The organism is Streptococcus mitis (assembly GCF_003943905.1).
Classification (GTDB): domain Bacteria; phylum Bacillota; class Bacilli; order Lactobacillales; family Streptococcaceae; genus Streptococcus; species Streptococcus mitis_BC.
Genome location: NZ_RJNS01000001.1, coordinates 420,043 through 446,945 on the forward strand (window position 1 = coordinate 420,043; position 26,903 = coordinate 446,945).

Here is a 26,903-nt window from a genome sequence, read left to right on the forward strand (position 1 = left end):
TTCTACTGACTTAATAAGACAAAAGAAACTTGTCTTACTTGTTCTCTTGATCTTCAATTGTTTTCTTAAGGGCATTCCAAGCCAGAGTCGCACATTTGATCCGTTGCGGGAATTTGGCAACACCTGACAAGAAGGCGCCATCCCCGAGTTGGTCTTGACGATCATCTTTTTGCCCTTGAACCATTTCAGAAAAGATGGTTGCAAGTTCTAGAATTTCTTGCTTGGTCTTCCCTAAAACGGCATCTGTCATCATACTAGCAGAAGCAGTTGAAATCGTGCATCCTGAATTTAGAAAAGCAATATCTTCCAAACGGTCCTCTGTGTCAAACTTGACAGAGAGGTTGATGACATCCCCACAGGTTGGATTATTGAGGCTGATTTGCTCAGCATCTTCCAGCTTCCCTTGGTGATGTGGATTTTTCGAATGGTCTGCCACCACTGCCATATAAAGGCTATCTAGTTTAGAAAGTGCCATTGAAAAACTCCTTTGTCTTTTGTAAGGCATCAACTAGTTTGTCACAATCCGCCTTAGTATTGTAGATATAAAAACTTGCACGAGCTGTTGCTGGGACTTCCAAATATTGGAGCAAAGGTTGGGCGCAATGATGACCAGCGCGAACAGCCACTCCTTCATAATCCAGTGCTGTAGCTAGGTCATGGGGATGAAGATCACCTAGGTTAAAGGCAATAACACCTGAACGTTGAGCCAAATCCTGCGAACCATAAATAGTCAAACCTTCAATAGCCTGCAATTTTGGAAAGACGTATGCAATCAGTTCCTGTTCATGAGCTTCAATCGCATCCATGCCAATGTTTTCTAGATAATCCACTGCAGCTGCAAGTCCAATAGCTCCTGCCATATTGGGTGTCCCAGCCTCAAATTTCCAAGGCAATTCCTTCCAACTAGCAGATTGTTCGTAGACGAAATCAATCATCTCACCACCAAATTCAACTGGTGACATTTGCTCAAGATACTTTTCTTTGCCATAAAGCACACCGATACCAGTCGGACCAGCCATCTTGTGACCTGAAAAGGCAAAGAAGTCCACATCCAAGTCCTGAACATCAATCTTCATATGAGGCGTAGATTGAGCTCCATCCACTACCATGATGGCTCCAACTTCATGAGCCATTTGAGTGATTTCCTTGATAGGATTGACCACACCAAGAACATTGGAGGAGTGAGCTAGGGAGACAAATTTAACTTTGTCATTCAGTTTAGAACTCAAATCATCCATATCGAGGGCTCCGTCCTTGAGATAGACATAAACAAGCTCTGCCCCAGTCTTTCGACAAGCCTCCTGCCATGGAATGATATTGGAATGATGTTCCATGACAGAAATCAAGACTTGGTCACCCTCAGTCAGAACTTCCTCAGCAAAGCGAGCTACCCAGTTAAGACTGGTTGTCGTTCCTCTGGTAAAGAGAACTTCCTTTGTAGAGCCTGCATTGATAAACTTACGAATGGTTTCACGAGCGGCTTCATAGGATGCTGTTGCTCGCTCAGCCAAGGTATGAACACCACGGTGAACATTGGCATTGTCCTGCTCATAGTAGCGGTTGATTGTTTCCAGAACTGCTAGTGGTTTTTGTGTCGTCGCGGCATTGTCCAGATAGACCAGAGGTTCATCGTTGACAATCTGGTCTAAAATTGGAAAATCCTTGCGAATCGCTTCTACATCTAACATAGGCTTCCCCTTAGCGTTTTGACAATTTTTCTTCGATAGTTGCAATCATTTCATCACGAACTTCTTTGACTGGAATCTCAACAATTACGGAGCCAAGGAAACCGCGAACAACCAAACGCTCAGCAGTCGCCTTATCCAAGCCACGGCTCATGAGGTAGTACATATCTTCTGGATCCACCTGACCGATAGAGGCTGCGTGACCTGCAGTTACGTCATTTTCATCAATCAAAAGGATTGGGTTGGCATCTGAACGTGCTTGGTCTGAAAGCATGAGAACACGACTCTCTTGTTGCGCATCTGCTCCCTTAGCACCCTTGATGATGTGACCGATACCGTTGAAGGTCAAGGTTGCTTTTTCAAGGATAACCCCATGCTGGAGGATATTTCCGATAGAGTTGCAACCATAGTTAGTCACACGAGTGTCAATCCCTTGCACCTGACGGCCACTTGAAAGAGCTACCACTTTCAGGTCAGCATGGCTACCATTTCCAATCAAATCGCTATCAAAGTCCGCAACGACATTTCCTTCATTCATGACACCAATCGCCCAGTCAATGCTTGCATCGTTGCCTAGTTTACCACGACGGCTAATGTAGGCAGTGACATTTTCACCTAAACGGTCAATAGCAGCAAACTTCACTTGCGCACCAGAACGAGCAATCACTTCGACCGTGATATTGGCAGTTGCTTTTGCACTACCTCCACCTCGTGACTCTAGACGTTCAAGATAGCTTATTTTAGAATTTTTACCAGCGATAATCATAATATGCTTGTTAAATGGCACATCGCTATCACTGTCTTGGTAGAAAATTCCTTCGATTGGCTCTGTAATCTCAACATTATCTGGAATATAAAGAACAGCACCACTGTTAAAGTAAGCTGTATGGTAGGCTGCCAACTTGTCATCGTCATACTTAACAGATGACATGAAGAATTCCTCGATAAGTTCGGGAATTTCTTCTAAAGCTGAGTGGAAGTCTGTAAAGATTACTCCTTGTTCAGCCAATTCAACTGGAGTTTGTTCAAAAACAGTCTGCGTTCCTACTTGCACCAACTTCAAGTGATTATCTAGAGCCGTGAAGTCAGGAACATTTGCTGAAGGTTCACTTTCTGTGATGGTTCTATCTCCCAGATTCCAACGGTGAAATTTGACACGCTCAATGACTGGTAATTCCAAACTCTCAATCTTATCAAAAGCTTTTTGACGGAGGTCAGCCAACCAGCTTGGTTCAGCGTGCATTTCTGAAAAAAGTTTAATAGTTTCTTTAGACATTTACTTCTCCTAAAAGATACGAGGGAATTACAATTCTTCCTTGTAGTCGTAGCCAAGTTCTTCAGCTAGTTTTGCGTATCCTTCACGCTCCAAACGGGCAGCCAATTCTGGACCACCAGAAAGGACCACACGACCTTCCATCATTACGTGTACCACGTCTGGTGTGATGTAGTTCAAGAGACGTTGGTAGTGAGTGATGATCATAGCCCCAAAGCCTTCACCACGCATGGCATTGACACCCTTCGATACAACTTTAAGGGCGTCAATATCAAGACCTGAGTCAATCTCATCCAAAAGGGCAAAAGTTGGTTCCAACATCAAGAGTTGAAGAATTTCATTGCGTTTTTTCTCACCACCTGAGAAACCTTCGTTGAGGTAACGCTCTGCCATTTCTTCTTTCATGTTGAGCAATTCCATTTTCTCGTCTAGTTTAGTGATAAATTCACGAACTGAAATCTTTTCATCATCTTCTTTGCCAGCATTCATGGCTGCACGAAGAAACTCAGCGTTGGTAATTCCAGGAATTTCTGATGGGTATTGCATAGCAAGGAAAAGTCCCATACGAGCGCGCTCATCCACTTCCAACTCAAGGATGTTTACGCCATCAAACAAGACCTCACCTTTGGTAACCTCATAGTTAGGGTTCCCCATAATAGCTGCAGAAAGAGTCGATTTACCAGTACCATTTGGTCCCATGATAGCTGCGATTTCTCCTGTTTTCAGAGTCAGATTGACTCCTTTTAAAATTTCTTTTCCTTCAATCTCAACGTGAAGATCTTTGATCTCTAATACTGACATGATAGTTCCTTTCTTTTTCAAACATTTTGCTCAATACTTTAGGAAATTGCTTACAATCCCTAAAAAATAGGACAAAAGGTCAATAAATATACTCTACTAGTATAACAAAAAAAAGCCCAAAAGGCTTTGATTTTGTCTAGAAGCTGGGGGCTAATCCTTGCGGTTTAAGTGTTGATCAATAGCGTCTACAATTTTCCCCATCACGTAACTTAACCTAAAATTTCGAAAGAGTAGAATGGCCCAAAAAGCTGCCATAACATAGCGACCAGTCATCAAAGATTCATTGAAAAAATAAGTCTCAGCAGCCGTGAATAATGCTATTATGATAAATTGTTGTCTATTCATAGGATTATTGTACCATGAAATCCACTTTTAGTCTTCTTCGACCATGACTTTATCAGCCAGAAATTCGAATCCTTCTGGAATCAGGCTCTCTTCTTCAACCTCTTGCTCGGCTTGAGAAGACTTGTTTTTAGCTGAAAATGCTGCTCGAACCTCTTTCCATTCCTCTAGGGAAATAGCCAGAATCTCAGGGGAAAATCCAGCTGCTTGGCTGAGAATATTGCCAAACATGGTATTGAGGTTGTCCCTTTTCATGGTTTGACCAGCATTGAAATTAGACTCAAAGGCTAAAATAGCATGGTGTTCGTTGGCTGCAACTGGCTGAGAACCAACGAGAAGAGCCTTATCTGGACCAGCTAAGCTTTCGATCACTTCTCCCCATGCGTTCTGTAGGCGAATCAAGTTTTGTCGCGCCAAATCAGGATTTTCGACAGCTTCTTGCAGAATAGACTGAACTTTATTACGATCTACTCGATAGACTGTCTTGGAAGTGGCTGGACGACTAGGAACTGGTGCCACTTGTTTAGGCGCTGTTCCAACATTGGCAAGTTCTTGTTTGAGACGAGCGACTTCCTGTCTCAGCGCAGAAATTTCACTTTCAACAGCTCCTGAAACCGCAGATTCAGGCTTAATCTCAGCTAAACGAATGGTCATCATCTCAGCGTAAATCTTGGGTTGCAAGCTGGCCTTCATATCTGCTAAACTCACTGTCGCTATTCGAATCATTTCAAAGAGACTTTCCTGAGAAAGAGCTAGATTGGCCATAAAAACTGGACTATGATGAGTATTTTCGCCACCTGTCTGAACAACCAGTAGATCCCGCAAATACTGCAAGAGATCCGTCACAAAACGAGTCATGCTCTTGCCATTTTCAAACAAAAGATTCAAAGAATCGAGTGCTTTTGGGACATCCTGTTGGGCCAAGGCGGCCACATAGTCATCTAGAGCTGAAAGACTAATAGTGCCTGTAATCTCCTCAGAAATAGCTGTCGTTAAAGCATTCCCTTGCGTCAAACTCAAGGCTTGATCCAGAATAGACAAGGCATCCCGCATTCCACCTTCAGCCCGTCTAGCAATTATTTCCACAGCCTCTGGTTCAGAACTGATATTCTCTTTTGACAAAATAGTTTGGATATGGTCCTTAATATCTTGCGTTCGAATCGATTTAAACTCAAAACGTTGAACACGAGATAAAATGGTTGCTGGAATCTTGTGCAATTCAGTAGTTGCCAAAATAAAGACGACATTCTGAGTCGGCTCTTCAAGCGTCTTCAAAAGCGCATTAAAGGCTCCCGTAGACAGCATATGAACCTCGTCGATAATGTAGACCTTATAACGTGCCAAACTAGGAGCATAGGTGGATTTATCACGAATTTCTCGGATTTCATCAACTCCGTTATTCGAAGCCGCATCCATTTCGATAACATCTTCTAAGTTACCTTCTGTCACAGCCTGACAGATATAGCAGTTATTACATGGTTCTCCGTCCACTTGGTTCGGACAGTTCATAGCCTTGGCAAAAATCTTAGCCACACTGGTTTTCCCAGTTCCACGAGGACCTGAGAAAAGATAAGCGTGACTAATCTTTTCCTGCTCAACCGCTTGTCTTAGAGTTTTTGCCACAACCTCTTGTCCTACCAGTTGTGAAAAAGTCTGGCTTCTATATTTTCGATAAAGTGCTTGATACATTAGGCTTTCTCCTCAAACATTGTAAAGTCCCATTCTGTCTTCTCAAGCAAAATAGCGACAAATTGTTCCAAGTAATCACGATCAATAGCATTGTAATCATCAATCAGAGAAGAATCCAAGTCTAAGACTCCAACTAATCTCCCATTCTTAAGCATAGGAACTACGATTTCACTCTTTGCCATACTATCACAAGAAATGTAGTTTGGATAGGTGCTCACATCGCCAACTAAAACAGTCTCCTGAAACTCAGCGGCTTCTCCACACACGCCTTTTCCAAGTGGAATGCGAATGCAAGAAACTCCACCCTGAAAAGGACCTAAAACCAACTCACTTCCATCAAACAGATAAAAACCTGAGAATACAGTATTGGGGAAGCGAGATTTTAGGAGGGCACTAGCATTTGAAAGATTGGCAAGAACATTGATCTCGCCTTCTAGTAAGTAAGAGAGTTCCTCATTTAACAATTGATATTGTGATTGTTTTTCTGAATCTAACATAGAACTATTATATCAAAAATGAGAAAGAGACAAAAGAAAAATCCCTTGTTTTAAACAAAGGATTTTGCGATAATCAATTTGATTAAAGTTCGATATCACCGAACAAGTCAGCCATTGAGAATCCTGTTTGTGTTTCTGGAAGTTCGAAATCACGTTTTTCTTGACGTTTTGGACGACGTGGACGAGCAGCGCGTTTTTCTTCTTTTTGTCCTTCTTCTTGAGCTGGACGTTCTTCAAGAGCTTTGATAGAAAGTGATACACGTTCTGCGTCAGCGTTAACATCAAGGACTTTAACAGTAACTTCTTGACCAACAGTAAGAGCTTCTTTTGGATTTTCGATACGTTTGTGTGAAATTTGAGATACGTGAACAAGTCCATCGATACCTGGCAACACTTCAACAAATGCACCGAAATCAGTCAAACGTTTAACTGTTCCTTCTACTACATCACCTTTAGCCAATTTTTGCTCAACGCCATCCCATGGTCCAGGTGTTGTTGCTTTAAGTGAAAGTGATACGCGTCCTTCTTCTTCGTTAAGATCAAGGATCTTCACTTCGATTTCTTCACCAACAGTTACAACTGATTTAGGTGATACGTTACGTTCGTGTGACAATTCAGTCAAGTGAACCAATCCGTCAACACCACCAAGGTCGATGAAAGCACCAAAGCTAGTGATACGAGCAACTTTACCAGTTACGACATCACCAACAGCCAATTTACCGAATACTTCAGCACGAGCCGCTGCAGTAGCTGCTTCAACAACTTCACGACGTGAAAGGATGAAGCGGTTTTCTTTAGGATCAACTTCTTTGATTTTAGCATCAAATTCTTGACCTACGAAACGCTCAGTGTTACGTACGAAACGAGTATCCAACATTGAAGCTGGGATGAATCCACGAACACCTTCAAATTCTACTGAAAGTCCACCTTTAACGGCACGAGTTCCTTTAACAGTAACAACTTCTTCTTCGCGTCCTACAAGTTTGTCCCATGCTTTGCGAGCTTCAAGGCGTTTTTTAGATACAAGGTATGTAACTGTATCAGTATCTTTACCAACTACTTGACGAAGTACAAGAACATCCAATACTTCTCCTACTTTCACAAAGTCATTGATATCTGCATCGCGATCGTTTGTCAATTCGCGAAGAGTCAAGACACCTTCAACACCAGTCCCAGAGATTGCAACGTTAGCTTGAGTCGCATCAACTGTCAATACTTCAGCACTAACAACATCACCAGGCTCAACTTGGCTAACGCTATTTAGCAAATCTTCAAATTCGTTCATCTAAAAAATCCTCCAACAATCAAGTTTTTCCAAACTTGACATACTTATAATTTTTTTCCTAAGCACCCGCAAAGACATGTTCATATCGTTCACGTCTTTCAATTATAAAAATAAAATACCCTAAGATATTTTTCTTTTTATCTTGAATTTATTACCTAAGAACTGGGGTAGCTGGATTCGAACCAACGCATGAGGGAGTCAAAGTCCCTTGCCTTACCGCTTGGCTATACCCCATTGATGAATGGAGAGAGAGGGATTCGAACCCCCGAACCCGAAGGAGCGGATTTACAGTCCGCCGCGTTTAGCCTCTTCGCTATCTCTCCAATGTTTAACGAGAACTATTATATCATGAAATTTTCAATAAAACAAGTATTATTTTGTCAAATTATAGTTTTCAATCAAAATTTCCACAGCTTTTTCAAGTTTTTTATAAAAACTATCGACATTTCCATTCTTTATGATGGCAAATTGGCTATCTAATTCGGCAATTTCCCCAATAACCTTTTTCCCGATCGTCAAAACGTATCCTTCATAACTATCTTTTCCAACAGTCACTTTTGCATCTGTTAATTGAATTTCAATTTTCTTATCTTTTTTACTCATACTTTACCTCTTTTCACTTTTTCTATTGTACAAGAAAATGCGCAAACTAGCAAGAAAAAACTCCATTTCAGCCCTTACAACTGTATGGAGTTTCTCTTTATTTTGTGTCATTTAGTCCACTTTGACAATCCATCCCTCTGGTGCTTCAACATCACCAAATTGGATACCAGTTAATTCGTCATAGAGTTTCCGTGTTACAGGACCTACTTCTGTTTCACTATAAAAAACATGGAAATCATCGCCATGTTGAACCCCGCCAATTGGGGAGATAACTGCTGCTGTTCCACAAGCACCTGCCTCTATAAAACAATCCAGATTGTCAATCGGAACATCACCTTCAACCGGTATCAAGCCCAAGCGGTGTTCTGCCAAGTAAAGCAAAGAGTACTTGGTAATAGATGGTAAGATGGATGGACTCAATGGCGTAACAAATTCATTGTCAGCCGTGATTCCAAAGAAGTTGGCTGATCCGACTTCCTCAATCTTGGTATGGGTAGCTGGATCTAGGTAGATAACATCTGAAAATTGACGTGATTTTGCCATTTTACCTGGTAGAAGACTAGCAGCATAGTTTCCACCTACCTTGGCCGCACCTGTACCATGTGGAGCTGCACGATCGTATTCATCCTGAATCAAGAAGTTGGTTGGAACTAAACCACCTTTAAAATAGTTACCAACCGGCATAGCAAAGATTGTGAAAATATACTCTTCTGCTGGTTTTACCCCGATAATATCTCCAACACCAATCAAAAGTGGACGAAGATAAAGGGTTCCACCTGTTCCATATGGTGGTACGTATTCTTCATTTGCACGCACAACTGCTTTACAAGCTTCTACGAACATTTCTGTTGGTACTTGGGGCATCAAGAGACGGTCGCAGGTACGTTGCAGACGCTTGGCATTTTCATCAGGACGGAAAAGTTGAATACTACCATCCTTCGTACGATAGGCTTTCAAACCTTCAAATGCTTGCTGTCCATAGTGGAGACTTGGAGAAGACTCTGAAATATGCAAGGTTGCATCCTCTGTTAATTCTCCTTGATCCCATTGACCATTTTTGTAGTGAGCGATATAGCGATAAGGTAATTTCATATAAGAAAATCCAAGGTTTTCCCAATCAATTGCAACTGTCATGTGTTTCTCCTTTATACTATTCAAACTATGTGTTCTATTCTACACTTTTCTAGTAAAATTTCAAGCATTATTTGTAATTTTCTGAAAATTTTTTCAACATAAAAGAAATCAGCCCTCTGGACTGATTCTTTTTACGAATTTGTTTTGTCCTCTTTAAAGACTTCTTTGATGTAAGCATCAAAAACTTCCTCATCTGAAATGGTATCTGAGATAAAGCTTCCATTGCTAGTGCGTTCTGACAGGTTCAAGTCTTGCAAGCGACTCTCATAGATTGTTCCCTTGTTAGATTGGACAAGCAGCGTTTGGTCGTTTTCTTCCATTTCTGTACTAAAGAGATCACCAACGAATCCTCGCTCTGCAACTGCTCCAGCCAAGAAGACACGGTGCGGTTTGTTTTTCAACTCACGCAAGACTTGTAGGCCTCGTTTGGCACGGCTGGTCGCTGGAATTTCCTCAATGGAGACGCGTTTTAAGCTACCACGTTGGGTCAAGAGATAGAAGGATGAGGTATTACAGATGAAGGCAGCCTGAAGCGCATCATCTGTTTTCAGGTTCATAGCCTTGACGCCTGCAGCCTTGGCACCAACAACCGGAACCTCTTCGATATTGAAACGAAGGGAATAACCGTTTTGGCTAATCAAGAGTACATCATCCAGTTTAATTGGAGCCACCGCTATAATCTGGTCTGTCTCATCTTTGAGCTTAGCATACTTGACAGACTTAGACTTGTAGGTCCGCCATGGAGAGAATTCTTTGCGTTCTACACGCTTGATTTGACCGAGGCGAGTTGCTGCAAAGTAGGTTGTCGCATCATCAAACTGATCCACAACTTCTGCATAGAGAATTTCTTCGTTAGTTTCAAAGTTTGTAATGGTCTGGCTCAGATGCTCTCCGATATCTTTCCAGCGAATATCTGCTAATTCATGGATTGGTCGATAAATGACATTTCCAAGAGTCGTGAACATCAAGAGGTGCTGGGTTGTCTTGGCAGCTTGAACAAAGATCAGACGATCATCATCACGTTTGCCAATTTCTTCCAGAGTGGAAGCTGCAAAGGAACGAGGACTGGTACGCTTGATGTAACCTGCCTTGGTCACGCTGACGTAAGTATCTTCTTCAGCAATAAGACTAGCTGTATCAATCTCAATCACTTTTGCTGTATCTTCCAAAGTACTCAAACGTGGTGTCGCAAATTTCTTCTTGACCTCACGAAGCTCTTTCTTCATGAGATTGTACATAGTTCGTTCATCACCGATGATCGCCGCAAGCATGGCAATTTTCTCACGAAGTTCTGCTTCTTCTTCCTGCAAGACAACCACATCTGTATTGGTCAAGCGGTAAAGTTGCAAGGTTACAATAGCTTCAGCCTGCTCTTCTGTAAAATCATAGCTAACCTTGAGGTTTTCCTTGGCGTCAGCCTTGTTTTCAGAAGCACGAATAAGGGCAATGACTTCGTCCAAAATCGAAATCACGCGAATCAAACCTTCAACGATATGGAGACGTTTCTCAGCCTTTTCCTTATCAAAACGGGAACGTGCCAAAATCACTTCACGACGGTGGGCGATGTAGCTAGACAAAATTGGGACAATTCCGACCTGACGAGGCGTGAAATTGTCAATCGCCACCATGTTAAAGTTGTAGTTGATTTGTAGGTCAGTATATTTGAAGAGATAGTTGAGGACAAGCTCGGTATTCGCATCTTTCTTAAGTTCGATAGCGATGCGAAGACCGTCACGGTCAGACTCATCACGAATCTCAGCAATACCTGCCACCTTGTTATTGACACGAACATCATCGATTTTCTTGACGAGATTGGCTTTATTGATTTCATAAGGAATCTCAGTGATAACGATTTGCTCCTTACCACCTTTTAGCTTTTCAATCTCCGTCTTAGAACGAACAACGACGCGCCCTTTCCCAGTTTCATAGGCTTTCTTGATTTCGTCACGCCCTTGGATGATAGACCCTGTAGGGAAGTCCGGCCCAGGTAAGAATTCCATGAGCTTGTCCACCTTGGCTGTTGGGTGGTCAATCATGTAAACTGTCGCATCGATAACCTCAGCCAAATTATGCGGTGGAATATCTGTGGCATATCCAGCCGAAATCCCAGTCGATCCATTAACCAAAAGGTTTGGAAAGGCTGCTGGCAGGACTGTCGGCTCTTTCTCGGTATCGTCAAAGTTCCATGCAAAAGGAACGATCTTTTTCTCGATATCCTGAAGAAGATAACCAGCAATCTCAGACAAACGAGCCTCGGTATAACGCATAGCCGCAGGCGGATCTCCGTCCATAGAACCATTATTACCGTGCATTTCAACTAGAATCTCACGGTTCTTCCAGTCCTGAGACATACGAACCATAGCATCATAGATAGAAGAATCCCCGTGTGGGTGAAAATTCCCCATGATGTTACCGACAGACTTGGCCGACTTACGGTAGCTCTTGTCAAAGGTATTTCCATCCTTATTCATAGAATAAAGAATACGGCGCTGAACCGGCTTCAATCCATCCCGAATGTCTGGCAAAGCCCGGTCTTGAATGATGTACTTGGAGTAGCGACCAAAGCGCTCTCCCATGATGTCCTCTAAGGACATGTTTTGAATGTTAGACATATAGGGCGTGTTCAACTCCTTTCAAAGAATGTAGAGTGGTTTTTACATTAAAATTGGTACTTGAGAAAAATATTTTTAGATACTATTTAAGTCATTCACAAACACTTATTTAGATTAACCAAAAGCATCTATTCCCTATGGATCGTTCTTTCTTCTTTGAAGTACGTACAAATATAGACAAGGTAAATAAGAAATTATAGCAGTTGATATCAGCAAGATATCAAATACAAACTTTTGCTCTCGAAATAGCTCCTCCCAATGCATTGTATTAAGATAATGAAAAATTAAACCGAATAAATAACAGATACTTATAGGGAAGACTCTCCACTTGATTGATTTGTATAAATAATATAAGCGTATTGAGTGATAGAGCGTGGAAGAAATAAGCATAGGTAAACAAAAAGAAATTAGAAAGAAAGAAAATCTTAAAGCATCATCAAAAAGCTCTGTTCGATCTATTGAAATAAGCCAAATATTACACATCGTTATAATAATCGGGAAAAATAATCCATACACCCTTTTATGTAACTTATTTCTTTTAATAGCTAGAAAGATTGAGGACACCAATACTAAAATTTGTACTCCTGGGAATCCCATAAAAAATATAGCAAACACATAATTCAACATACTATTTCAACCTCTCCTCAGCATACTCAATCATCTTCTCAGCTACTTCCATATCATAGTCAAAGCTCATATTTTTGGCAAGGATTTGCGCTTCTCTGTGGAAAAGTTGCATCGTAGCAAACAAAGATTGAGTGATTTTGTCACTACTTGAAAAATCAAGTAGATTTGAGAATTCCTTCTCTTTCTCAGCAGGCAAGTAGCTAAAGAGGTACTTGTAGTTCTTGCCAACATCAACCGTCCCCCTATCACTTGCTACCTGCCAAGCCAATACCTTCAAGAGTTCTTGGTGACAAATGCCGTAGAGATGATCAGTCGCATAGAAGACTTGCTTGCGACAGATTCCCTTGACTACGTAGGCTGACACCCACCAAAATTCATTGCAGGCTTTTTCAAACTCTATCGCACTAGATGGATTCGTCCAGTAACGTTTAGGACTTGTAGTATAGGACTCAAACAAGCCTTTCTCATCTTTCAAAACTGTATAATCAGCTTCGCTATCCACCCACTCTTGGATGTGGTCTTTGGAGCAGAGGGTTAAATCAATCCGATTGCCATCTTCAAAAAGCATAAGATAAAGTCGACGGTTGCCTAGGACATTATGCTGCTCAATGATACGAGTGCCAAACTGGTCTAACCAAGAAAGGTCACTCGTCAGATTATCTAAGTCGTCCACGACATAGACCACGTCGTAATCCTGAAACTCATCTTTTGGTGCTTTTGGATTTGTCCGTGAACCAGACATGGCGACAGCGTTTACTTTTAGCGCTTTTGCGGTTTGAAAAATTAAATCTATCATTTCGGTTTCAGTTCTCATGGAAATACCTGCTAATTTTTATTTATATTAGTTTTGAAAAGAATATGACTATAAAATAACAGAAATGATCAATCAGATTTTTTATCGAATTGTTTTACATATTACTCTTCTTTCTTTTCCAATTTAGTCTGTTAGAATCAGTTAATATCAAGATTGTACTGTCAGTCTTCCTTAGACAGATAGTCTAAAAGATATTGTTTAGCCTTTTCAAACATTGACGAATCTTTCCCTTGTAATCGCAGAGTCCCTGTAGAAGTGAAGTAAGTTAATGCTTGGCCTAAAAATGTCCATTGTTCACCATATTGCACATGCTTACTACATGTAGTTATTTTTTTGTTTTTTTTCAGATTTTCAATGAGATTATCTACCGCTATCTTAGGTAATTCTCTAATAGAAAAATTACCACCATTCGACTTTACACTACAAGATTCATTCTCACTAATCTGCCAATTTTTATGTTTTCTATCACTATCAGCAAAAAACTTTCTATGATTTTCTTCACTATATCCATTCTTATAAAAATCAGCATAGTCCGTTTGTGAGTTTTCTAAATCAAAACCAAAATCAACGTTTGGAATAAAATAGTGTGCGAACTCATCGTGTGATGATAGTGATACATAAAATATTTCAGTTCCAATAGGATATTTGTCAGCTGGATCTTTAAAGACAGCTTTTACTTCATAATAGACTGATTCTTCACTTTGCAATAACTGGTGCACTTTTTCTTCGATTTCTGCTTGCGCTTTATTTGCTCTAGAAAATTGTGTAAAAAGATTTTTAGCCCGAGAATCGATAGAAATTTTAGACCACTTTTCTTGGGTATCCTGATGTTGAGCATTTAAAATTTTATATCCAAGAACAAATTTATGAAATTGCCTTGCAAAGATATGTCCTCTATGAAAATACCAATTATCACCGCTACCTTTAGGGACATTTCCTTTCGGAAAACCCTCTGGAGTTTTATTTAATTTGCCTAAATCTTCACTCTCACTGCTCTTGGATGTAGACCTTAAAATCGTTTCCCATCCCCTCCTAAAAGAATTAGTTTCACTAATTTTTTTATTATCGGTTCCAATTAGTTTAAAATAGCCTGTATTTTCCAATGTCATTTCAATCAAATTATTTGAATCGAACTGAAATTCTGGATAGAAAAATTTAATCTTATCAAGTCTATTGCTAAGATCTAGAAGATTGAGTAATTCTTCATCATTTTCTAATCCCAATCTGCCTAATATTTTCTGTTTGACATTCATCATATTCTCCTTGCAAATATATCACTGACAGTTTCTTAATCTCATCCACTAATTCTTCTAACAGATTTTCGTTATATTTTTTCCAACTATAGAAACAATTACTATAATCATATAAATTACTTAACGTCTCATATTTAGATATTCATAGAAATTTATTGTAGTATAATTTACAATAAAACATACACTATTAAAAGTACACCTGTCAATTTTTTCTCTATACATTCTGAGGCAGTCTTTGTAGTTTTTTAATAAATTATTATTTAAGTATTGAATAGTAACAATTACCATTATTATCCAATTTTATTTTTTATCAAAAACCATTATATGTAATTTCTAGTTTATCTATTATCCCTAAATCTTCATCTTCCTTAACATTAAAAATGGCATAATTTATATACTCTCCACTTTTAACTGATTTATAAACTATGCCATCATATCCAATTTTGGAACAGATTGCTGACACTATATTACAAATAATGTAATGTTTTTTTATCACAGTTTCAGAAAAATCGTTATCTTTTTCACTTATTAATCCATTAAATTTTTCATCTTTTCCAAATATATAGTTTATTGGAAATAAATTCAGTATTCTATTGCTAACGATTTTAACTAATATACGCTTCTTTATACCTATATCATCTTCCTTTATCGGAACCTCCTTTTCTAATATACTCTTATCATTCGAACAATACAGAACACTTGTTCCAATATCATTAAATCTCCCTTGATTCGCATATTCTGCTGGTGGTGCCCATAAATCTTCTTTGTGTACATTTTTATCTTTATCTACAACTCTTGTTCTATATAGAAGTCTATTTTTACTCATCTTATAGATAAATTTATCATCTTTAAACCATTTCCTTATTCTATTTTCTAGTTTACAAAAATAAGGATTTCTCGAAATATAAATTTTATTTTTTATATAATCATTTTTTAGGTCATTTAATTCCTCAATAGAGAAGTTAAGTGCCATCAAACTAATCTCTTTTCGTAAAGCTGATTTCTCTCCATAAAACTTTTCTTCAAACTCATCTAATTCATAATTTGTGTAAACTTCAGTATCCCAATTCAATACACCATAATCTTTTTTATCTTCGAAATTATTACCAGTTCCGTTTTTACAATTTCCGCAATGAATATTTTCAGTAATTGATTCAAAATATTTAGACTCACTATCAATATTGAATTGCTCATTCAATAACTCTGACAATGTTATTGCAGAATCGACTTCAGTATCTATAGTTTCATCATCTTCAAAGTACTGCTTCATACTATAAGAAATATCTTTAATCTCTGAACATATTTCACATTGAATTATCATTGAATTTATTTCAGAAATTACATATTTCTGTACCTCATTTATGACATCCACTTTGTTAGGAAAATAACTTTCTCCACTAACTAAGTTTGTTCCACAACTTTCACAAGTAATATCCTGAAAACATTTTTGTGAATACTCATCAAATAAAAAATCAATGATATTTTCTTTGGGACGCTCTCTTACAACATATTCTTCAATAGAAAGAATAAAATTATACTCATCACAATTACAACATAACATTTAAATTCTCCCAAATTTACAAATACTAGAATTTTCTAATATTGAATTTGTTCATATCAAAACACCATCTCCCCACTCTCTTCCAGCGTAAATTTGACATTATCCTCAATCCATTTACGGCGTGGTTCGACCTTGTCTCCCATGAGGACATTGACACGGCGTTCAGCGCGTGCTAGGTCTTCGATCGTAACACGGATAAGAGTGCGAGTTTCTGGATTCATGGTTGTTTCCCAGAGTTGGTCCGCATTCATCTCACCAAGACCTTTATAGCGTTGGAGGGTTGCGCCTTTGCCAAACTGCTTACGGAGTTCTTCTAGCTCTCCGTCCGTCCAAGCGTAGGCCACTTCTTCTTTCTTGCCTTTGCCTTTGGACATCTTGTACAGAGGCGGAAGGGCGATATAGACATGGCCTGCCTCAACTAGCGGACGCATATAACGGTAGAAGAATGTTAAAAGAAGAGTTTGGATATGGGCACCATCGGTGTCCGCATCGGTCATGATAATAATCTTGTCATAGTTAGCATCTTCAAGGGAGAAGTCTGCACCCACACCAGCACCGATGGTATAAATCATAGTGTTGATTTCCTCATTTTTGAGGATATCCGCCATCTTGGCCTTGGCTGTATTAATAACCTTACCTCGAAGAGGCAAGATAGCCTGAAACTTACGGTCACGACCTTGCTTGGCAGAACCGCCGGCAGAGTCCCCCTCAACCAAATAGAGTTCGTTCTTGGCAGGATTTTTAGACTGGGCTGGCGTTAATTTACCAGACAGCAAGCCCTTGTCTTTTTTATTTTTCTTTCCATTTCGGCTTTCATCACGCGCCTTGCGAGCTGCCTCTCGCGCATCACGTGCCTTAATAGCCTTGCGAATAAGGTTAGAAGCCAGTTCACCATTTTCCATGAGGAAGAAAGTTAATTTTTCTGCGACAATGCTATCAACAATAGGGCGAGCTAGTGGGCTTCCTAGTTTATCCTTGGTCTGACCTTCAAACTGGAGGTGTTCTTCAGGAACCAGAATAGAAAGAACAGCTGCTAGTCCCTCACGATAATCTGAACCTTCTAAGTTTTTATCTTTTTCCTTGAGGAGTCCAGTCTTACGCGCGTAGTCATTCATAACCTTGGTAATGGCTGACTTGAGTCCTGTCTCGTGCGTTCCACCATCTTTCGTACGAACGTTATTGACAAAGGATAGAATGTTATCTGAGAATCCATCATTGTACTGGAGGGCAACTTCCACTTGGAAACCATTGTCTTCGCCTTCAAAGTATAGGACTGGCGTCAAGGTTTCCTTGTCTTCATTGAGGTAAGAAACAAAGTCTTGTACCCCGTTCTCATAATGGAACTCGATTGCTTCATCTGTTCGCTTGTCCGTCAATGACAAGGTAACGTTTTTCAAAAGAAAGGCTGACTCATTAAGGCGCTCTGAAATGGTACTGTACTTGAAGTCAGTCGTAGAAAAAATCGTCGCGTCAGGCATGAAAGTGACTTTAGTACCTGTCTTAGACTTGGGTGCTGTCCCAATTTTCTTCAAGGTTGTAACAGGTTTTCCACCATTTTCAAAACGTTGCTTGTAGACTGTACCGTCACGGGTGATTTCAACTTCTAGCCAACTTGATAGGGCATTAACGACTGAAGATCCCACTCCGTGGAGACCTCCAGATGTCTTATAACCCCCTTGACCGAATTTTCCTCCAGCGTGGAGAATGGTAAAGATAACTTCAACAGTTGGAATTCCCATGGCGTGCATCCCAGTCGGCATCCCTCGACCATGGTCTTGAACGGTTAGACTGCCGTCTTTATTGATGGTCACATCAATGCGGTCACCAAATCCAGACAAGGCTTCATCGACTGCATTATCCACAATTTCCCAGACTAGGTGATGGAGACCAGCACCGTCGGTCGAACCAATATACATCCCCGGACGTTTACGGACCGCATCCAACCCTTCTAGCACCTGAATGGCGTCATCATTATAGTTATTAATATTGATTTCCTTTTTTGACACAAGGAACCTCCTATTTGTTCATCTTTTCTATTTTACAGGTTTTCTAGGGATTTTGCAAAGCTTTTCCCTTTCAGCCGTCACAATTTCACAGGATATTCTCTGACTTTCTATACCATTTCATGGTATAATAGTTCTATGATGACATTTGTATTATTAATTTTAGCTTATCTGCTAGGTTCGATTCCGTCTGGTCTTTGGATTGGACAAATCTTTTTTCAAACAAATCTGCGTGAATATGGTTCTGGAAATACTGGAACGACCAATACTTTCCGAATTTTAGGTAAGAAAGCGGGTATGGCAACCTTTGTGATTGACTTCTTTAAAGGAACCTTGGCCACTCTCCTTCCTATTCTTTTCCACCTACAAAGTGTATCACCTCTTGTATTTGGACTTTTGGCTGTAATTGGACATACCTTCCCTATCTTTGCAGGCTTTAAAGGTGGTAAGGCTGTCGCAACCAGCGCTGGGGTGATTTTCGGATTTGCGCCTGTCTTCTGCCTCTACCTAGCAGTCGTTTTCTTTGGCACCCTCTATCTAGGCAGTATGATTTCACTGTCTAGCGTTGCCGCTTCTATTGCTGCTGTAATTGGAGTTCTGATTTTCCCACTATTTGGGTTTATCCTGAGTAGCTATGACCTTCTTTTTATCGTAATTATCTTAGCTCTTGCTAGCTTGATTATCATTCGTCACAAGGATAATATCACACGCATCAAAAATAAAACTGAAAATCTCGTCCCTTGGGGATTGAACCTAACTCATCAAAATCCTAAAAAATAAAACGCCAGTTTGAACTGACGTTTTTTTGTATGCTTATTTTGACTTGATGTAGTTGATACCATCTGCCTTAGGAGCAACTGCTTTTCCGAAGAAGGCTGCTAAAACAAGGATGGTCAAGACATAAGGCGCGATTTGAAGGTAAACAGCTGGCACTCCTTGTAGGAAAGGCAATTGAGAACCGATAACTGCCAAACTTTGTGAAAGTCCAAAGAAGAGACTAGAAAGCATAGCACCGATTGGGTTCCATTTACCAAAGATCATCGCAGCAAGAGCGATAAATCCAGGACCGACAATAGTTGTCACTGAGAAGTTAACTGAAATGGATTGAGCATAAATCGCTCCCCCAATTCCACCTAGGAATCCTGAGATAATAACCCCAAGATATCGCATCTTGTATACATTAATCCCCAAGGTATCTGCTGCCTGAGGGTGTTCACCAACAGAGCGAAGGCGAAGACCAAAACGTGTCTTAAAGAGAATAAACCATGCAAAGAATGAGAAGGCAATCGCGATATAACCTAGCAAACTTGTTGACTTAAAGAAGATATCGCCGATTACTGGGATATTGGCCAAAACAGGGAAATCAAAACGTCCAAAAGTCTGGCTTAAGTTATCCGTTTGTCCTTTGTTATAAAGAACTTTAACCAAGAAAACTGCTAATGCAGGAGCCATCAAGTTCAATACTGTACCACTGACAACATGGTCCGCACGGAAATGAACTGTAGCGACTGCATGGATGAGGGAGAACATAGCTCCCACGATACCGGCAACTAACAAGGAAATCCAAGGAGTCGCTGCTCCAAGTTGTTCTGCAAACTCAAGGTTAAAGACAACCCCAGAAAAGGCTCCCATAACCATAATTCCTTCAAGACCGACGTTAACGACACCACCACGTTCAGAGAAAACTCCCCCGATACTCGTAAAAATAAGTGGTGCTGAGTAAATCAGCATAGAAGAGACCAAGAGGGTGAGTAATGTTGTAATAGACATCCTTACTTACCTCCTTTAACTTGTTTTTTCGGTTTGACAAAGCGTTCAATAATATAGTGAACACTGACAAAGAAGATAATAGACGCTGTTACAATGCTAACAAGCTCAGACGGAACTTGCGCAGCGTTCATACCTGGCGCACCAACTTGCAGAACACCAAATAAGAAGGCTGCAAAGAGGATTCCAATTGGTGAATTTCCAGCAAGCAAACTAACTGCCATCCCGTTAAATCCGATAGCTAATGATGACCCCTGAACGTAAACGTTTTGGAAGGTTCCTAGACCTTCGACCGCTCCACCGAGACCAGCCAAAGCACCAGAGATAATCATTGATAGGATGATTGTACGTTTTGCTGAAATACCAGCGTACTCTGAGGCATGGGGATTGAGACCAACTGCACGAATTTCAAAACCGAGAGTCGTTTTCTTGAGCAAGAACCAAATCACACCAACAGCAATGATGGCAAAAAAGATTCCGATATTCATACGAGAATTGCCAGTTAACTCAGATAACCATGGTGTTTGATAAGTGGCATTGGCACTCACACGAATCGTTGAGTCTGTACTTTGCATAAAGTCTTTTGGGAAAGAATGAATAAAGGCATTCCCTACGTACAAAACAATATAGTTCATCATAATGGTTACGATAACCTCTGATGTACCTAAATAAGCTCTGAGAATACCTGGAATAGCACCTACAATCCCACCTGCAATCAAAGCAATTACTACGGTCGCTAAAATCAACATTGGGCGTGGCATGTCCGGATGCGACAAAGCAAACCAACCACTAAGAATCCAACCTGCTAGTGCCTGACCAGGAAGCCCAACGTTAAAGAAACCTGCACGACTAGCAACTGCAAACCCCAGACCAATCAAGATAAGAGGACCCATGGCACGGAAAATCTCACCAATCCCACGAAGGCTACCAAAAGCTGTATAGAACAACTCCTCATAACCCCAGATAGCATCGTAGCCGAAGATCCACATGACAATGGCCCCGAGCAAGATTCCTAAGAATACGGAAATCAAGGGAACCGAAATTTGTTGTAACTTTTTAGACATCATCCTTCTCCTTTCCCAAGTTTCCACCTGCCATCAAGATACCAAGTTCTTGTTTGTTAGTCGTTTCTGGCGACACAATACCTTGAATCTTCCCATCATGAATAACAGCAATTCGGTCTGAAACATTTAAAATCTCATCCAATTCAAAGCTGACAACAAGCACAGCTTTTCCGTTATCACGTTCTTCAATCAAGCGTTTGTGGATATATTCAATGGCACCGACATCCAAACCACGAGTTGGTTGGCTGACGATAAGGAGATCAGGATCACGATCAATCTCACGAGCGATAATCGCTTTTTGTTGATTTCCTCCTGAAAGAGCTGCTGCTGGAACAAACTCGCTCGCCGCACGGACGTCAAATTCTTCCATCAATTTCTTGGCATGTGAAGTGATATTGGCATAGTTTAAGATACCATTCTTGCTGAGTGGTTCTTTGTAGTAGGTTTGGAGAGCGATATTTTCTGAAATCATCATATCCAAAATCAAACCATCACGGTGGCGGTCTTCAGGAACATGCCCCACACTGAGTTCCGTAATTTGTCGAGGGTGCATCCCTACGATTGATTTGCCTTTTAATTCAATACTACCAGACTCAACCTTACGAAGACCCGTGATGGCTTGAATGAGTTCAGATTGGCCATTGCCATCAATACCTGCAATACCGACAATTTCACCAGCACGAACATCCAAAGAAAGATTCTTCACAGCTGGTACACCTCGGTTTTCATTAACAACCAAGTCTTTGATAGACAAGACTACTTCTTTTGGTTGTGGTGCCTGTTTCTCCGTTTTGAAGGAGACAGAACGTCCTACCATCATCTCTGCCAAGTCTGCATTGGTTGCCCCTGCAATTTCAACCGTCTGGATTGATTTCCCACGACGAATAACCGTCACTCGATTGGATACCGCACGAATTTCATCCAGTTTATGGGTAATCAAAACAATGGATTTTCCTTCTTTGACAAGGTTTTTCATGATAGCCATCAACTCATCAATCTCTGAAGGAGTCAATACTGCCGTAGGTTCGTCAAAGATAAGGATATCAGCACCACGATAGAGTGTCTTCAAGATTTCTACACGTTGTTGAGCACCAACGGAAATATCTGCCACCTTGGCAGCAGGATCCATTGCCAAGCCATAACGTTCAGAAAGAGCCTTGATTTCTTTAGTAGCTTCAGCTATATCTAGCACACCATTTTTAGTGATTTCACTCCCCAAAATGATATTTTCAGCTACTGTAAAAGCCTCAACCAACATAAAATGTTGGTGAACCATCCCAATTCCTAGACTAGCAGCTTTAGAAGGTGAATCTAGTTTGACAACCTGACCATTCACCGAAATTTCACCACTAGTTGGTTCGAGAAGTCCTGCCAGCATATTCATCAGAGTGGATTTACCCGCTCCATTTTCTCCTAAAAGTGCATGGATTTCACCTTTTCGCAGTTGCAAGTTGATCTTGTCGTTCGCTACAAATTCACCAAACACCTTGGTAATATCCCGCATCTCAATGACATTTTCGTGTGCCATATGCTTTTCCTTTCCGAGGTTTATTTTGTTTCAATAAAACCTGCTAATCGTGTTAACAAGTTCTATTGAGACAAAAAATTGCCTCAATTCTTAAAGAAGCGACCGATGGCCGCTTTCTAAGAAATGACTTTTATCCATTATTTTTCAGGAACTTTTACACTTCCGTCAAGGATTTTAGCTTTTGCATCTTCAACAGCTTTTTTACCTTCTTCTGAAAGGTTTGTTACTGCTAGCTCAACCCCTTTATCTTTCAATGAGTAGACAATCACTTGTCCACCAGGGAATTCACCTTTTTCTGTTTTGTTGGCAATATCTTTTACAGTTGTACCAACTTGTTTCAATGTAGATACAAGAACGAAGTTTGATTCTTTACCATCTTTAGAAGTGTATTTACCTTCTGCTGATTGGTCACGGTCTACACCAATAACCCAAACTTTTTCGTTTTCATTTTTGCTTTCGTTCAAAGATTTTGCTTCAGCAAAGACACCAGCACCTGTACCACCAGCTGCTTGGTAGACAACGTCTGCACCTGCAGCGTATTGAGCTGCTGCAATTGTTTTACCTTTAGCAGCATCACCAAATGAACCAGCGTAGTCAACTTGTACCTTAATAGAAGGGTCTACTGAGGCAACACCAGCCTTAAATCCAGCAGCGAAACGTGAAATAACTTCAGATTCGATACCACCTACAAAACCAACTTGTTTTGTTTTAGTTGTTTTAGCTGCTGCAACACCAGCAAGGTAAGCTGCTTCGTTATCAGCAAATGTTACGCTCGCAACATTCTTTTGATCTTTGATCACATCATCAATCAAGACATAGTTTAAGTCAGAGTGGTCTTTTGCTGCTTCCTCAACTGCATTGTGAAGGGCAAAACCAACACCGAAGATCAGGTTGTAACTTCCAGCCGCTTGTTGCAAGTGGTTAGCGTAGTCAGCTTCACTGTTAGATTGATAATAAGTATATCCATTATCTTTTGAAAGATTGTGTTCTTTACCCCAGTCTTGCAAACCTTCCCAAGCTGATTGGTTGAATGATTTATCATCAACACCACCAGTATCTGTTACGATTGCTGCTTTGGTCTTCATTTCTGATGAAGATGAAGCTGCGTTACGAGAAGAGCGATTACCACATGCAGCAAGTCCAACTGCTGCTACTGCAACTAGACCAAGGCCTAGCCATTGTTTCTTGTTCATTACTGAACCTCCTAAATAAGATGTGCAACGATGTTGCAAGTATAGATCGTTTGGTCACGTAGACCACAGCCACTACAAGAGTGGCCCAGACTAATTTAAGTCTGTAAATGAGTATGGAAGTAACTCCCCGACCGTCATCTCGACCGTCGATTTATCTTTGGCGACAAGTGTCACCTTTAGATCTTGTTCAAAAAATTCAACCATGACCTGGCGACAAGCACCACATGGCGAGATAGGTTTTTCAGTTTGTCCGTAGACAATCAATTCTGAAAATTCCCGTTGCCCTTCTGAAACTGCTTTAAAAATAGCAGTACGTTCTCCACAATTAGTCAAGGGATAACTAGCATTCTCGATGTTCACACCCGTATAAATACTACCATCCTTGGCTACTAAAACAGCTCCGATGGGAAAGTGAGAATAGGGGACATAGGCTTGTTTGCTGGTTTCAATTGCTAGTTCAATTAACTCAGTAGTCGCCATCTGCCAATTCTCCTTTTAAAATGGTCACGCCAGCTGATGTTCCGATACGAGTAGCGCCTGCTTCCACAAAGGCAAGAGCATCCGCGTAAGAACGCGCTCCACCAGCTGCCTTAACTCCCATATCTGGCCCGACTGTTTTACGCATCAACTGAACATCCTCAATAGTGGCACCACCAGTTGAAAAGCCAGTAGATGTCTTGACAAAGTCAGCACCTGCTTTCTGGGATAATTGACAGGCCACAACCTTTTCATCGTCTGTCAACAAGCAAGCTTCAATAATGACCTTAACCAACTTATCACCACTTGCTTCTACGACAGCACGGATGTCCGATTCAACTAAATCCAGATTGCCTGATTTGAGGGCACCAACATTGATAACCATATCAATCTCATCTGCACCATTTTGGACAGCTTCTTTTGTTTCAAAAGCTTTCACAGCTGAAGTTGTTGCTCCTAAAGGGAAACCAACTACTGTACAAACCTTTACATCTGAACCATCAAGCTCTGTTTTCGCATGCTTCACCCATGTGGGATTGACACATACGCTGGCAAAGTCATACTCACGCGCTTCAGATAGCAAACGATCAATTTGTTCTTGACTCGCATCTTGCTTCAAAAGCGTATGATCGATATATTTATTTAACTTCATATTCGGATTCTCCCTGGTTTTATGAGATAATTTCTATAATTTCTCGTAAACTTTGCACTCCATCATTTATTTTAACATATTTTTGAAATTCTGTAACTAGTTCAGAAGAAATTTTTCCATTTGTATATACTTTTGCGACAATTTCACCCTTCTGAACAGGATTTCCAACTTTTTTCTCAAAAACGATTCCAGTTTCATAGTCTAAAGCATCAGTCTTGACTGCGCGACCAGCTCCTAATCTCATGGCATATAGGCCAAAATCCATAGCTGGAAGGGCTGAAATGACACCTGTCTCTTGAGCCGGGATATCCACTACATGTGCAACATTTACTGGTCGGTAGAGATCTTCTAGATCACCGCCTTGAGCCGCCACCATTTCTTCAAATTTGGCAAGGGCTTGTCCATTTTCAAGGTGTTGACGTACTTCTTCTACCGTCTTCTCAACATCTGCTAAACTAAGCATAATCTGAGCTAGTTCACAGATAAAGTAACTGATATCTTCTCGACCTTTTCCTTGAAGAATTTCGATTGCTTCTAGAATTTCGAGACGATTGCCAATAGCTCGACCCAAGGGTTGACTCATATCGGTAATAACTGCTACTGTCTTTCTTCCAACAGCCTTTCCAAGATCGACCATGGTTTGAGCCAATTCGCGCGCCTCCTTAACAGTCTTCATAAAGGCACCCTCACCGACAGTCACATCTAGCAAAATGGCATCTGCCCCAGCAGCTATTTTCTTACTCATGACAGAACTAGCAATTAAAGGAATCGTATCGACAGTTGCTGTCACATCACGAAGAGCATAGAGAAGTTTGTCTGCTTTAACCAGCTGGTCAGACTGACCAATGACAGATACACCAATATCTTGAACCTGTTTGATGAAATCCTCTTGACTACGTTCCACTTGGTAGCCCTTGATTGCTTCTAACTTATCCAAGGTCCCTCCAGTGTGTCCTAGTCCACGACCACTCATCTTGGCTACTGGAACACCAAAACTGGCTACTAAAGGAGCTAAAATCAAGGTCACCTTATCACCAACGCCACCTGTCGAGTGTTTATCTACTTTGATGCCCTCTATGGCTGACAAATCAAACTCTTGCCCCGTCTTAACCATGTTCATCGTCAGGTCAGAAATCTCACGCGTGGTCATTCCTTTGAAATAAACCGCCATAGCAAAGGCAGACATTTGATAGTCTGGGACTGATCCAGCCACATAACCTTCTACCAACCACTTGATTTCACTTGAAGACAATTCTTGACCATCTCGTTTCTTTTGGATTACATCAACTGCTCTCATGATTTCACACTCTTAAGGATATAATATCCCTTATCTTTTTTGACGATTTCACAATTGCCAAACACGTCTTCCATCTTGTTTTTGGCGCTAGGAGCACCCTGCTTTTTCTGGATAACGATTGTTAAGTCTCCACCGTCCTCCAGAAATTCCATGCTCTTTTCGATAATCTCATGAACAACTTGTTTACCCGCTCGAATAGGCGGATTGGAAATAACATGGTCAAACTTTCCTTCAACTTGTTCATAGATATTAGATTGGAAAATCCTCGCTTCAACCTTATTTCGCTCAGCATTTTGTCGAGCCAAGTCTAGAGCACGATTATTGATATCAACCATGGTTGCCTGAACTCCATAAGCCTTAACCAAAGAAAGCCCTAAGGGACCATATCCACAGCCTACATCAAGGACCGCTTCTCCTTTGTTAACCTCTAGACACTTCAATAAAAGCTGACTCCCAAAGTCGACCATTTTCTTGCTAAAAACACCCGCATCCGTCAAAAAGGTCATTTTTTGTCCCAACAACTCCACTCTCAACTCATGAATGTCGTGAGCAGCATCAGGATTTTCTGCATAATACATTTTACTCATAAAACTATTTTACCATAATTTAGTGAAATGTTAAATCGTTTACAAAGCTGAAATTCAACAAACAAACTAAATCTGTTATGATAATAATTAAATGATCTTTGTATTTTTCACTCTATTTTTCCCTGTTAGAGGCAACTTATAGCAGCTTTCAAGAATCAG

24 protein-coding genes and 2 tRNA genes are annotated in these 26,903 nt (G+C 40.5%); 1 reads left to right on the forward strand and 25 read right to left on the reverse strand.

Annotation, left to right across the window (positions count from 1 at the left end):
• Positions 1 to 34: 34 nt before the first annotated feature.
• From sufU to parE, 17 genes are all read right to left on the reverse strand, one after another.
• Positions 35 to 475 carry a Fe-S cluster assembly sulfur transfer protein SufU gene (gene sufU / locus D8854_RS02115; RefSeq protein WP_125449318.1) on the reverse strand — a complete coding sequence of 147 codons (441 nt, stop codon included), beginning with the start codon at positions 473 to 475 and terminating at the stop codon, positions 35 to 37.
• Complete coding sequence (locus D8854_RS02120) at positions 462 to 1,688, reverse strand: cysteine desulfurase (RefSeq protein WP_125449320.1); 1,227 nt, start codon at positions 1,686 to 1,688, stop codon at positions 462 to 464. Before D8854_RS02120 ends, sufU begins: the two co-directional genes overlap by 14 nt.
• A gap of 10 nt (positions 1,689 to 1,698) precedes the next feature.
• Positions 1,699 to 2,961, reverse strand: a complete 1,263-nt coding sequence (gene sufD / locus D8854_RS02125) for a Fe-S cluster assembly protein SufD (protein ID WP_125449322.1) — start codon at positions 2,959 to 2,961, stop codon at positions 1,699 to 1,701.
• Positions 2,962 to 2,988: 27 nt separating this feature from the next.
• Positions 2,989 to 3,759: a Fe-S cluster assembly ATPase SufC gene (sufC, locus tag D8854_RS02130; protein ID WP_000114489.1), complete on the reverse strand. Its 771-nt coding sequence runs from the start codon at positions 3,757 to 3,759 to the stop codon at positions 2,989 to 2,991.
• Positions 3,760 to 3,909: 150 nt separating this feature from the next.
• The gene (locus D8854_RS02135) at positions 3,910 to 4,104 is read right to left on the reverse strand and encodes a DUF3272 family protein (RefSeq protein ID WP_001081605.1); all 195 of its coding nucleotides are present in this window, start codon (positions 4,102 to 4,104) and stop codon (positions 3,910 to 3,912) included.
• 27 nt (positions 4,105 to 4,131) lie between these two features.
• Positions 4,132 to 5,790 (reverse strand): DNA polymerase III subunit gamma/tau, encoded by a 1,659-nt coding sequence (gene dnaX, locus D8854_RS02140; RefSeq protein ID WP_125449324.1) that lies wholly within the window; start codon positions 5,788 to 5,790, stop codon positions 4,132 to 4,134.
• Complete coding sequence (locus tag D8854_RS02145; RefSeq protein WP_125449326.1) at positions 5,790 to 6,287, reverse strand: GAF domain-containing protein; 498 nt, start codon at positions 6,285 to 6,287, stop codon at positions 5,790 to 5,792. Before D8854_RS02145 ends, dnaX begins: the two co-directional genes overlap by 1 nt.
• An 82-nt stretch (positions 6,288 to 6,369) precedes the next feature.
• Positions 6,370 to 7,572 carry a 30S ribosomal protein S1 gene (rpsA, locus tag D8854_RS02150; RefSeq protein ID WP_001001617.1) on the reverse strand — a complete coding sequence of 401 codons (1,203 nt, stop codon included), beginning with the start codon at positions 7,570 to 7,572 and terminating at the stop codon, positions 6,370 to 6,372.
• A 162-nt stretch (positions 7,573 to 7,734) separates the two neighbouring features.
• Positions 7,735 to 7,806: transfer RNA gene (locus D8854_RS02155), tRNA-Gln, on the reverse strand.
• A gap of 8 nt (positions 7,807 to 7,814) precedes the next feature.
• Positions 7,815 to 7,895 (reverse strand) — tRNA-Tyr (locus D8854_RS02160).
• 49 nt (positions 7,896 to 7,944) lie between these two features.
• Positions 7,945 to 8,175, reverse strand: coding sequence for a DUF2969 domain-containing protein (locus D8854_RS02165; RefSeq protein WP_000037107.1), 231 nt, complete (start codon positions 8,173 to 8,175; stop codon positions 7,945 to 7,947).
• 111 nt (positions 8,176 to 8,286) lie between these two features.
• On the reverse strand, positions 8,287 to 9,324 hold the full coding sequence (locus D8854_RS02170; RefSeq protein ID WP_312023737.1) for a branched-chain amino acid aminotransferase: 1,038 nt from the start codon (positions 9,322 to 9,324) through the stop codon (positions 8,287 to 8,289).
• Positions 9,325 to 9,440: 116 nt separating this feature from the next.
• On the reverse strand, positions 9,441 to 11,921 hold the full coding sequence (parC, locus tag D8854_RS02175) for a DNA topoisomerase IV subunit A (RefSeq protein ID WP_125449330.1): 2,481 nt from the start codon (positions 11,919 to 11,921) through the stop codon (positions 9,441 to 9,443).
• A 628-nt stretch (positions 11,922 to 12,549) separates the two neighbouring features.
• A complete protein-coding gene (locus D8854_RS02185; protein WP_125449334.1) occupies positions 12,550 to 13,362 on the reverse strand; it encodes an aminoglycoside 6-adenylyltransferase in 813 nt (270 codons plus the stop codon).
• A gap of 161 nt (positions 13,363 to 13,523) precedes the next feature.
• Complete coding sequence (locus tag D8854_RS02190; RefSeq protein WP_125449336.1) at positions 13,524 to 14,615, reverse strand: DNA/RNA non-specific endonuclease; 1,092 nt, start codon at positions 14,613 to 14,615, stop codon at positions 13,524 to 13,526.
• A gap of 310 nt (positions 14,616 to 14,925) precedes the next feature.
• Entirely contained in the window at positions 14,926 to 16,176 is a 1,251-nt protein-coding gene (locus tag D8854_RS02195) for an RES domain-containing protein (RefSeq protein WP_125449338.1), read from the reverse strand.
• 56 nt (positions 16,177 to 16,232) lie between these two features.
• Positions 16,233 to 18,182, reverse strand: coding sequence for a DNA topoisomerase IV subunit B (gene parE / locus D8854_RS02200; RefSeq protein ID WP_125449340.1), 1,950 nt, complete (start codon positions 18,180 to 18,182; stop codon positions 16,233 to 16,235).
• Between the two features lie 135 nt (positions 18,183 to 18,317).
• Here parE and plsY point away from each other — a divergent pair, with 135 nt between their 5' ends.
• The gene (gene plsY / locus D8854_RS02205; RefSeq protein WP_125449342.1) at positions 18,318 to 18,959 is read left to right on the forward strand and encodes a glycerol-3-phosphate 1-O-acyltransferase PlsY; all 642 of its coding nucleotides are present in this window, start codon (positions 18,318 to 18,320) and stop codon (positions 18,957 to 18,959) included.
• Between the two features lie 33 nt (positions 18,960 to 18,992).
• Here plsY and D8854_RS02210 read toward each other — a convergent pair whose 3' ends face one another.
• From D8854_RS02210 to D8854_RS02245, 8 genes are all read right to left on the reverse strand, one after another.
• A complete protein-coding gene (locus D8854_RS02210) occupies positions 18,993 to 19,949 on the reverse strand; it encodes an ABC transporter permease (protein ID WP_125449344.1) in 957 nt (318 codons plus the stop codon).
• Positions 19,950 to 19,951: 2 nt separating this feature from the next.
• Positions 19,952 to 21,010 carry an ABC transporter permease gene (locus D8854_RS02215; protein ID WP_084873261.1) on the reverse strand — a complete coding sequence of 353 codons (1,059 nt, stop codon included), beginning with the start codon at positions 21,008 to 21,010 and terminating at the stop codon, positions 19,952 to 19,954.
• Positions 21,003 to 22,538 carry an ABC transporter ATP-binding protein gene (locus D8854_RS02220; RefSeq protein ID WP_125449346.1) on the reverse strand — a complete coding sequence of 512 codons (1,536 nt, stop codon included), beginning with the start codon at positions 22,536 to 22,538 and terminating at the stop codon, positions 21,003 to 21,005. Before D8854_RS02220 ends, D8854_RS02215 begins: the two co-directional genes overlap by 8 nt.
• Before the next feature lie 137 nt (positions 22,539 to 22,675).
• A complete protein-coding gene (locus D8854_RS02225) occupies positions 22,676 to 23,731 on the reverse strand; it encodes a BMP family lipoprotein (protein ID WP_125449348.1) in 1,056 nt (351 codons plus the stop codon).
• A 90-nt stretch (positions 23,732 to 23,821) separates the two neighbouring features.
• Positions 23,822 to 24,211, reverse strand: coding sequence for a cytidine deaminase (locus tag D8854_RS02230; protein WP_000246111.1), 390 nt, complete (start codon positions 24,209 to 24,211; stop codon positions 23,822 to 23,824).
• Positions 24,198 to 24,860 (reverse strand): deoxyribose-phosphate aldolase, encoded by a 663-nt coding sequence (gene deoC / locus D8854_RS02235; RefSeq protein ID WP_125449350.1) that lies wholly within the window; start codon positions 24,858 to 24,860, stop codon positions 24,198 to 24,200. Before deoC ends, D8854_RS02230 begins: the two co-directional genes overlap by 14 nt.
• A 19-nt stretch (positions 24,861 to 24,879) precedes the next feature.
• Positions 24,880 to 26,157: a pyrimidine-nucleoside phosphorylase gene (locus tag D8854_RS02240; RefSeq protein ID WP_125449352.1), complete on the reverse strand. Its 1,278-nt coding sequence runs from the start codon at positions 26,155 to 26,157 to the stop codon at positions 24,880 to 24,882.
• Entirely contained in the window at positions 26,154 to 26,744 is a 591-nt protein-coding gene (locus tag D8854_RS02245; RefSeq protein ID WP_125449354.1) for a class I SAM-dependent methyltransferase, read from the reverse strand. Before D8854_RS02245 ends, D8854_RS02240 begins: the two co-directional genes overlap by 4 nt.
• Positions 26,745 to 26,903: the final 159 nt, after the last annotated feature.

Coding starts and splice junctions, on each gene's coding strand:
- D8854_RS02135 (WP_001081605.1), bottom strand. CDS start 4,104: ATGAATAGACAACAATTTATCATAATAGCATTATTCACGGCTGCTGAG.
- D8854_RS02190 (WP_125449336.1), bottom strand. CDS start 14,615: ATGAATGTCAAACAGAAAATATTAGGCAGATTGGGATTAGAAAATGAT.
- D8854_RS02230 (WP_000246111.1), bottom strand. CDS start 24,211: ATGGCGACTACTGAGTTAATTGAACTAGCAATTGAAACCAGCAAACAA.
- D8854_RS02165 (WP_000037107.1), bottom strand. CDS start 8,175: ATGAGTAAAAAAGATAAGAAAATTGAAATTCAATTAACAGATGCAAAA.
- D8854_RS02120 (WP_125449320.1), bottom strand. CDS start 1,688: ATGTTAGATGTAGAAGCGATTCGCAAGGATTTTCCAATTTTAGACCAG.
- deoC (WP_125449350.1), bottom strand. CDS start 24,860: ATGAAGTTAAATAAATATATCGATCATACGCTTTTGAAGCAAGATGCG.
- plsY (WP_125449342.1), top strand. CDS start 18,318: ATGATGACATTTGTATTATTAATTTTAGCTTATCTGCTAGGTTCGATT.
- D8854_RS02245 (WP_125449354.1), bottom strand. CDS start 26,744: ATGAGTAAAATGTATTATGCAGAAAATCCTGATGCTGCTCACGACATT.
- D8854_RS02240 (WP_125449352.1), bottom strand. CDS start 26,157: ATGAGAGCAGTTGATGTAATCCAAAAGAAACGAGATGGTCAAGAATTG.
- D8854_RS02195 (WP_125449338.1), bottom strand. CDS start 16,176: ATGTTATGTTGTAATTGTGATGAGTATAATTTTATTCTTTCTATTGAA.
- sufU (WP_125449318.1), bottom strand. CDS start 475: ATGGCACTTTCTAAACTAGATAGCCTTTATATGGCAGTGGTGGCAGAC.
- D8854_RS02225 (WP_125449348.1), bottom strand. CDS start 23,731: ATGAACAAGAAACAATGGCTAGGCCTTGGTCTAGTTGCAGTAGCAGCA.
- D8854_RS02220 (WP_125449346.1), bottom strand. CDS start 22,538: ATGGCACACGAAAATGTCATTGAGATGCGGGATATTACCAAGGTGTTT.
- parC (WP_125449330.1), bottom strand. CDS start 11,921: ATGTCTAACATTCAAAACATGTCCTTAGAGGACATCATGGGAGAGCGC.
- sufD (WP_125449322.1), bottom strand. CDS start 2,961: ATGTCTAAAGAAACTATTAAACTTTTTTCAGAAATGCACGCTGAACCA.
- dnaX (WP_125449324.1), bottom strand. CDS start 5,790: ATGTATCAAGCACTTTATCGAAAATATAGAAGCCAGACTTTTTCACAA.
- D8854_RS02185 (WP_125449334.1), bottom strand. CDS start 13,362: ATGAGAACTGAAACCGAAATGATAGATTTAATTTTTCAAACCGCAAAA.
- D8854_RS02210 (WP_125449344.1), bottom strand. CDS start 19,949: ATGTCTATTACAACATTACTCACCCTCTTGGTCTCTTCTATGCTGATT.
- sufC (WP_000114489.1), bottom strand. CDS start 3,759: ATGTCAGTATTAGAGATCAAAGATCTTCACGTTGAGATTGAAGGAAAA.
- D8854_RS02145 (WP_125449326.1), bottom strand. CDS start 6,287: ATGTTAGATTCAGAAAAACAATCACAATATCAATTGTTAAATGAGGAA.
- rpsA (WP_001001617.1), bottom strand. CDS start 7,572: ATGAACGAATTTGAAGATTTGCTAAATAGCGTTAGCCAAGTTGAGCCT.
- D8854_RS02215 (WP_084873261.1), bottom strand. CDS start 21,010: ATGTCTAAAAAGTTACAACAAATTTCGGTTCCCTTGATTTCCGTATTC.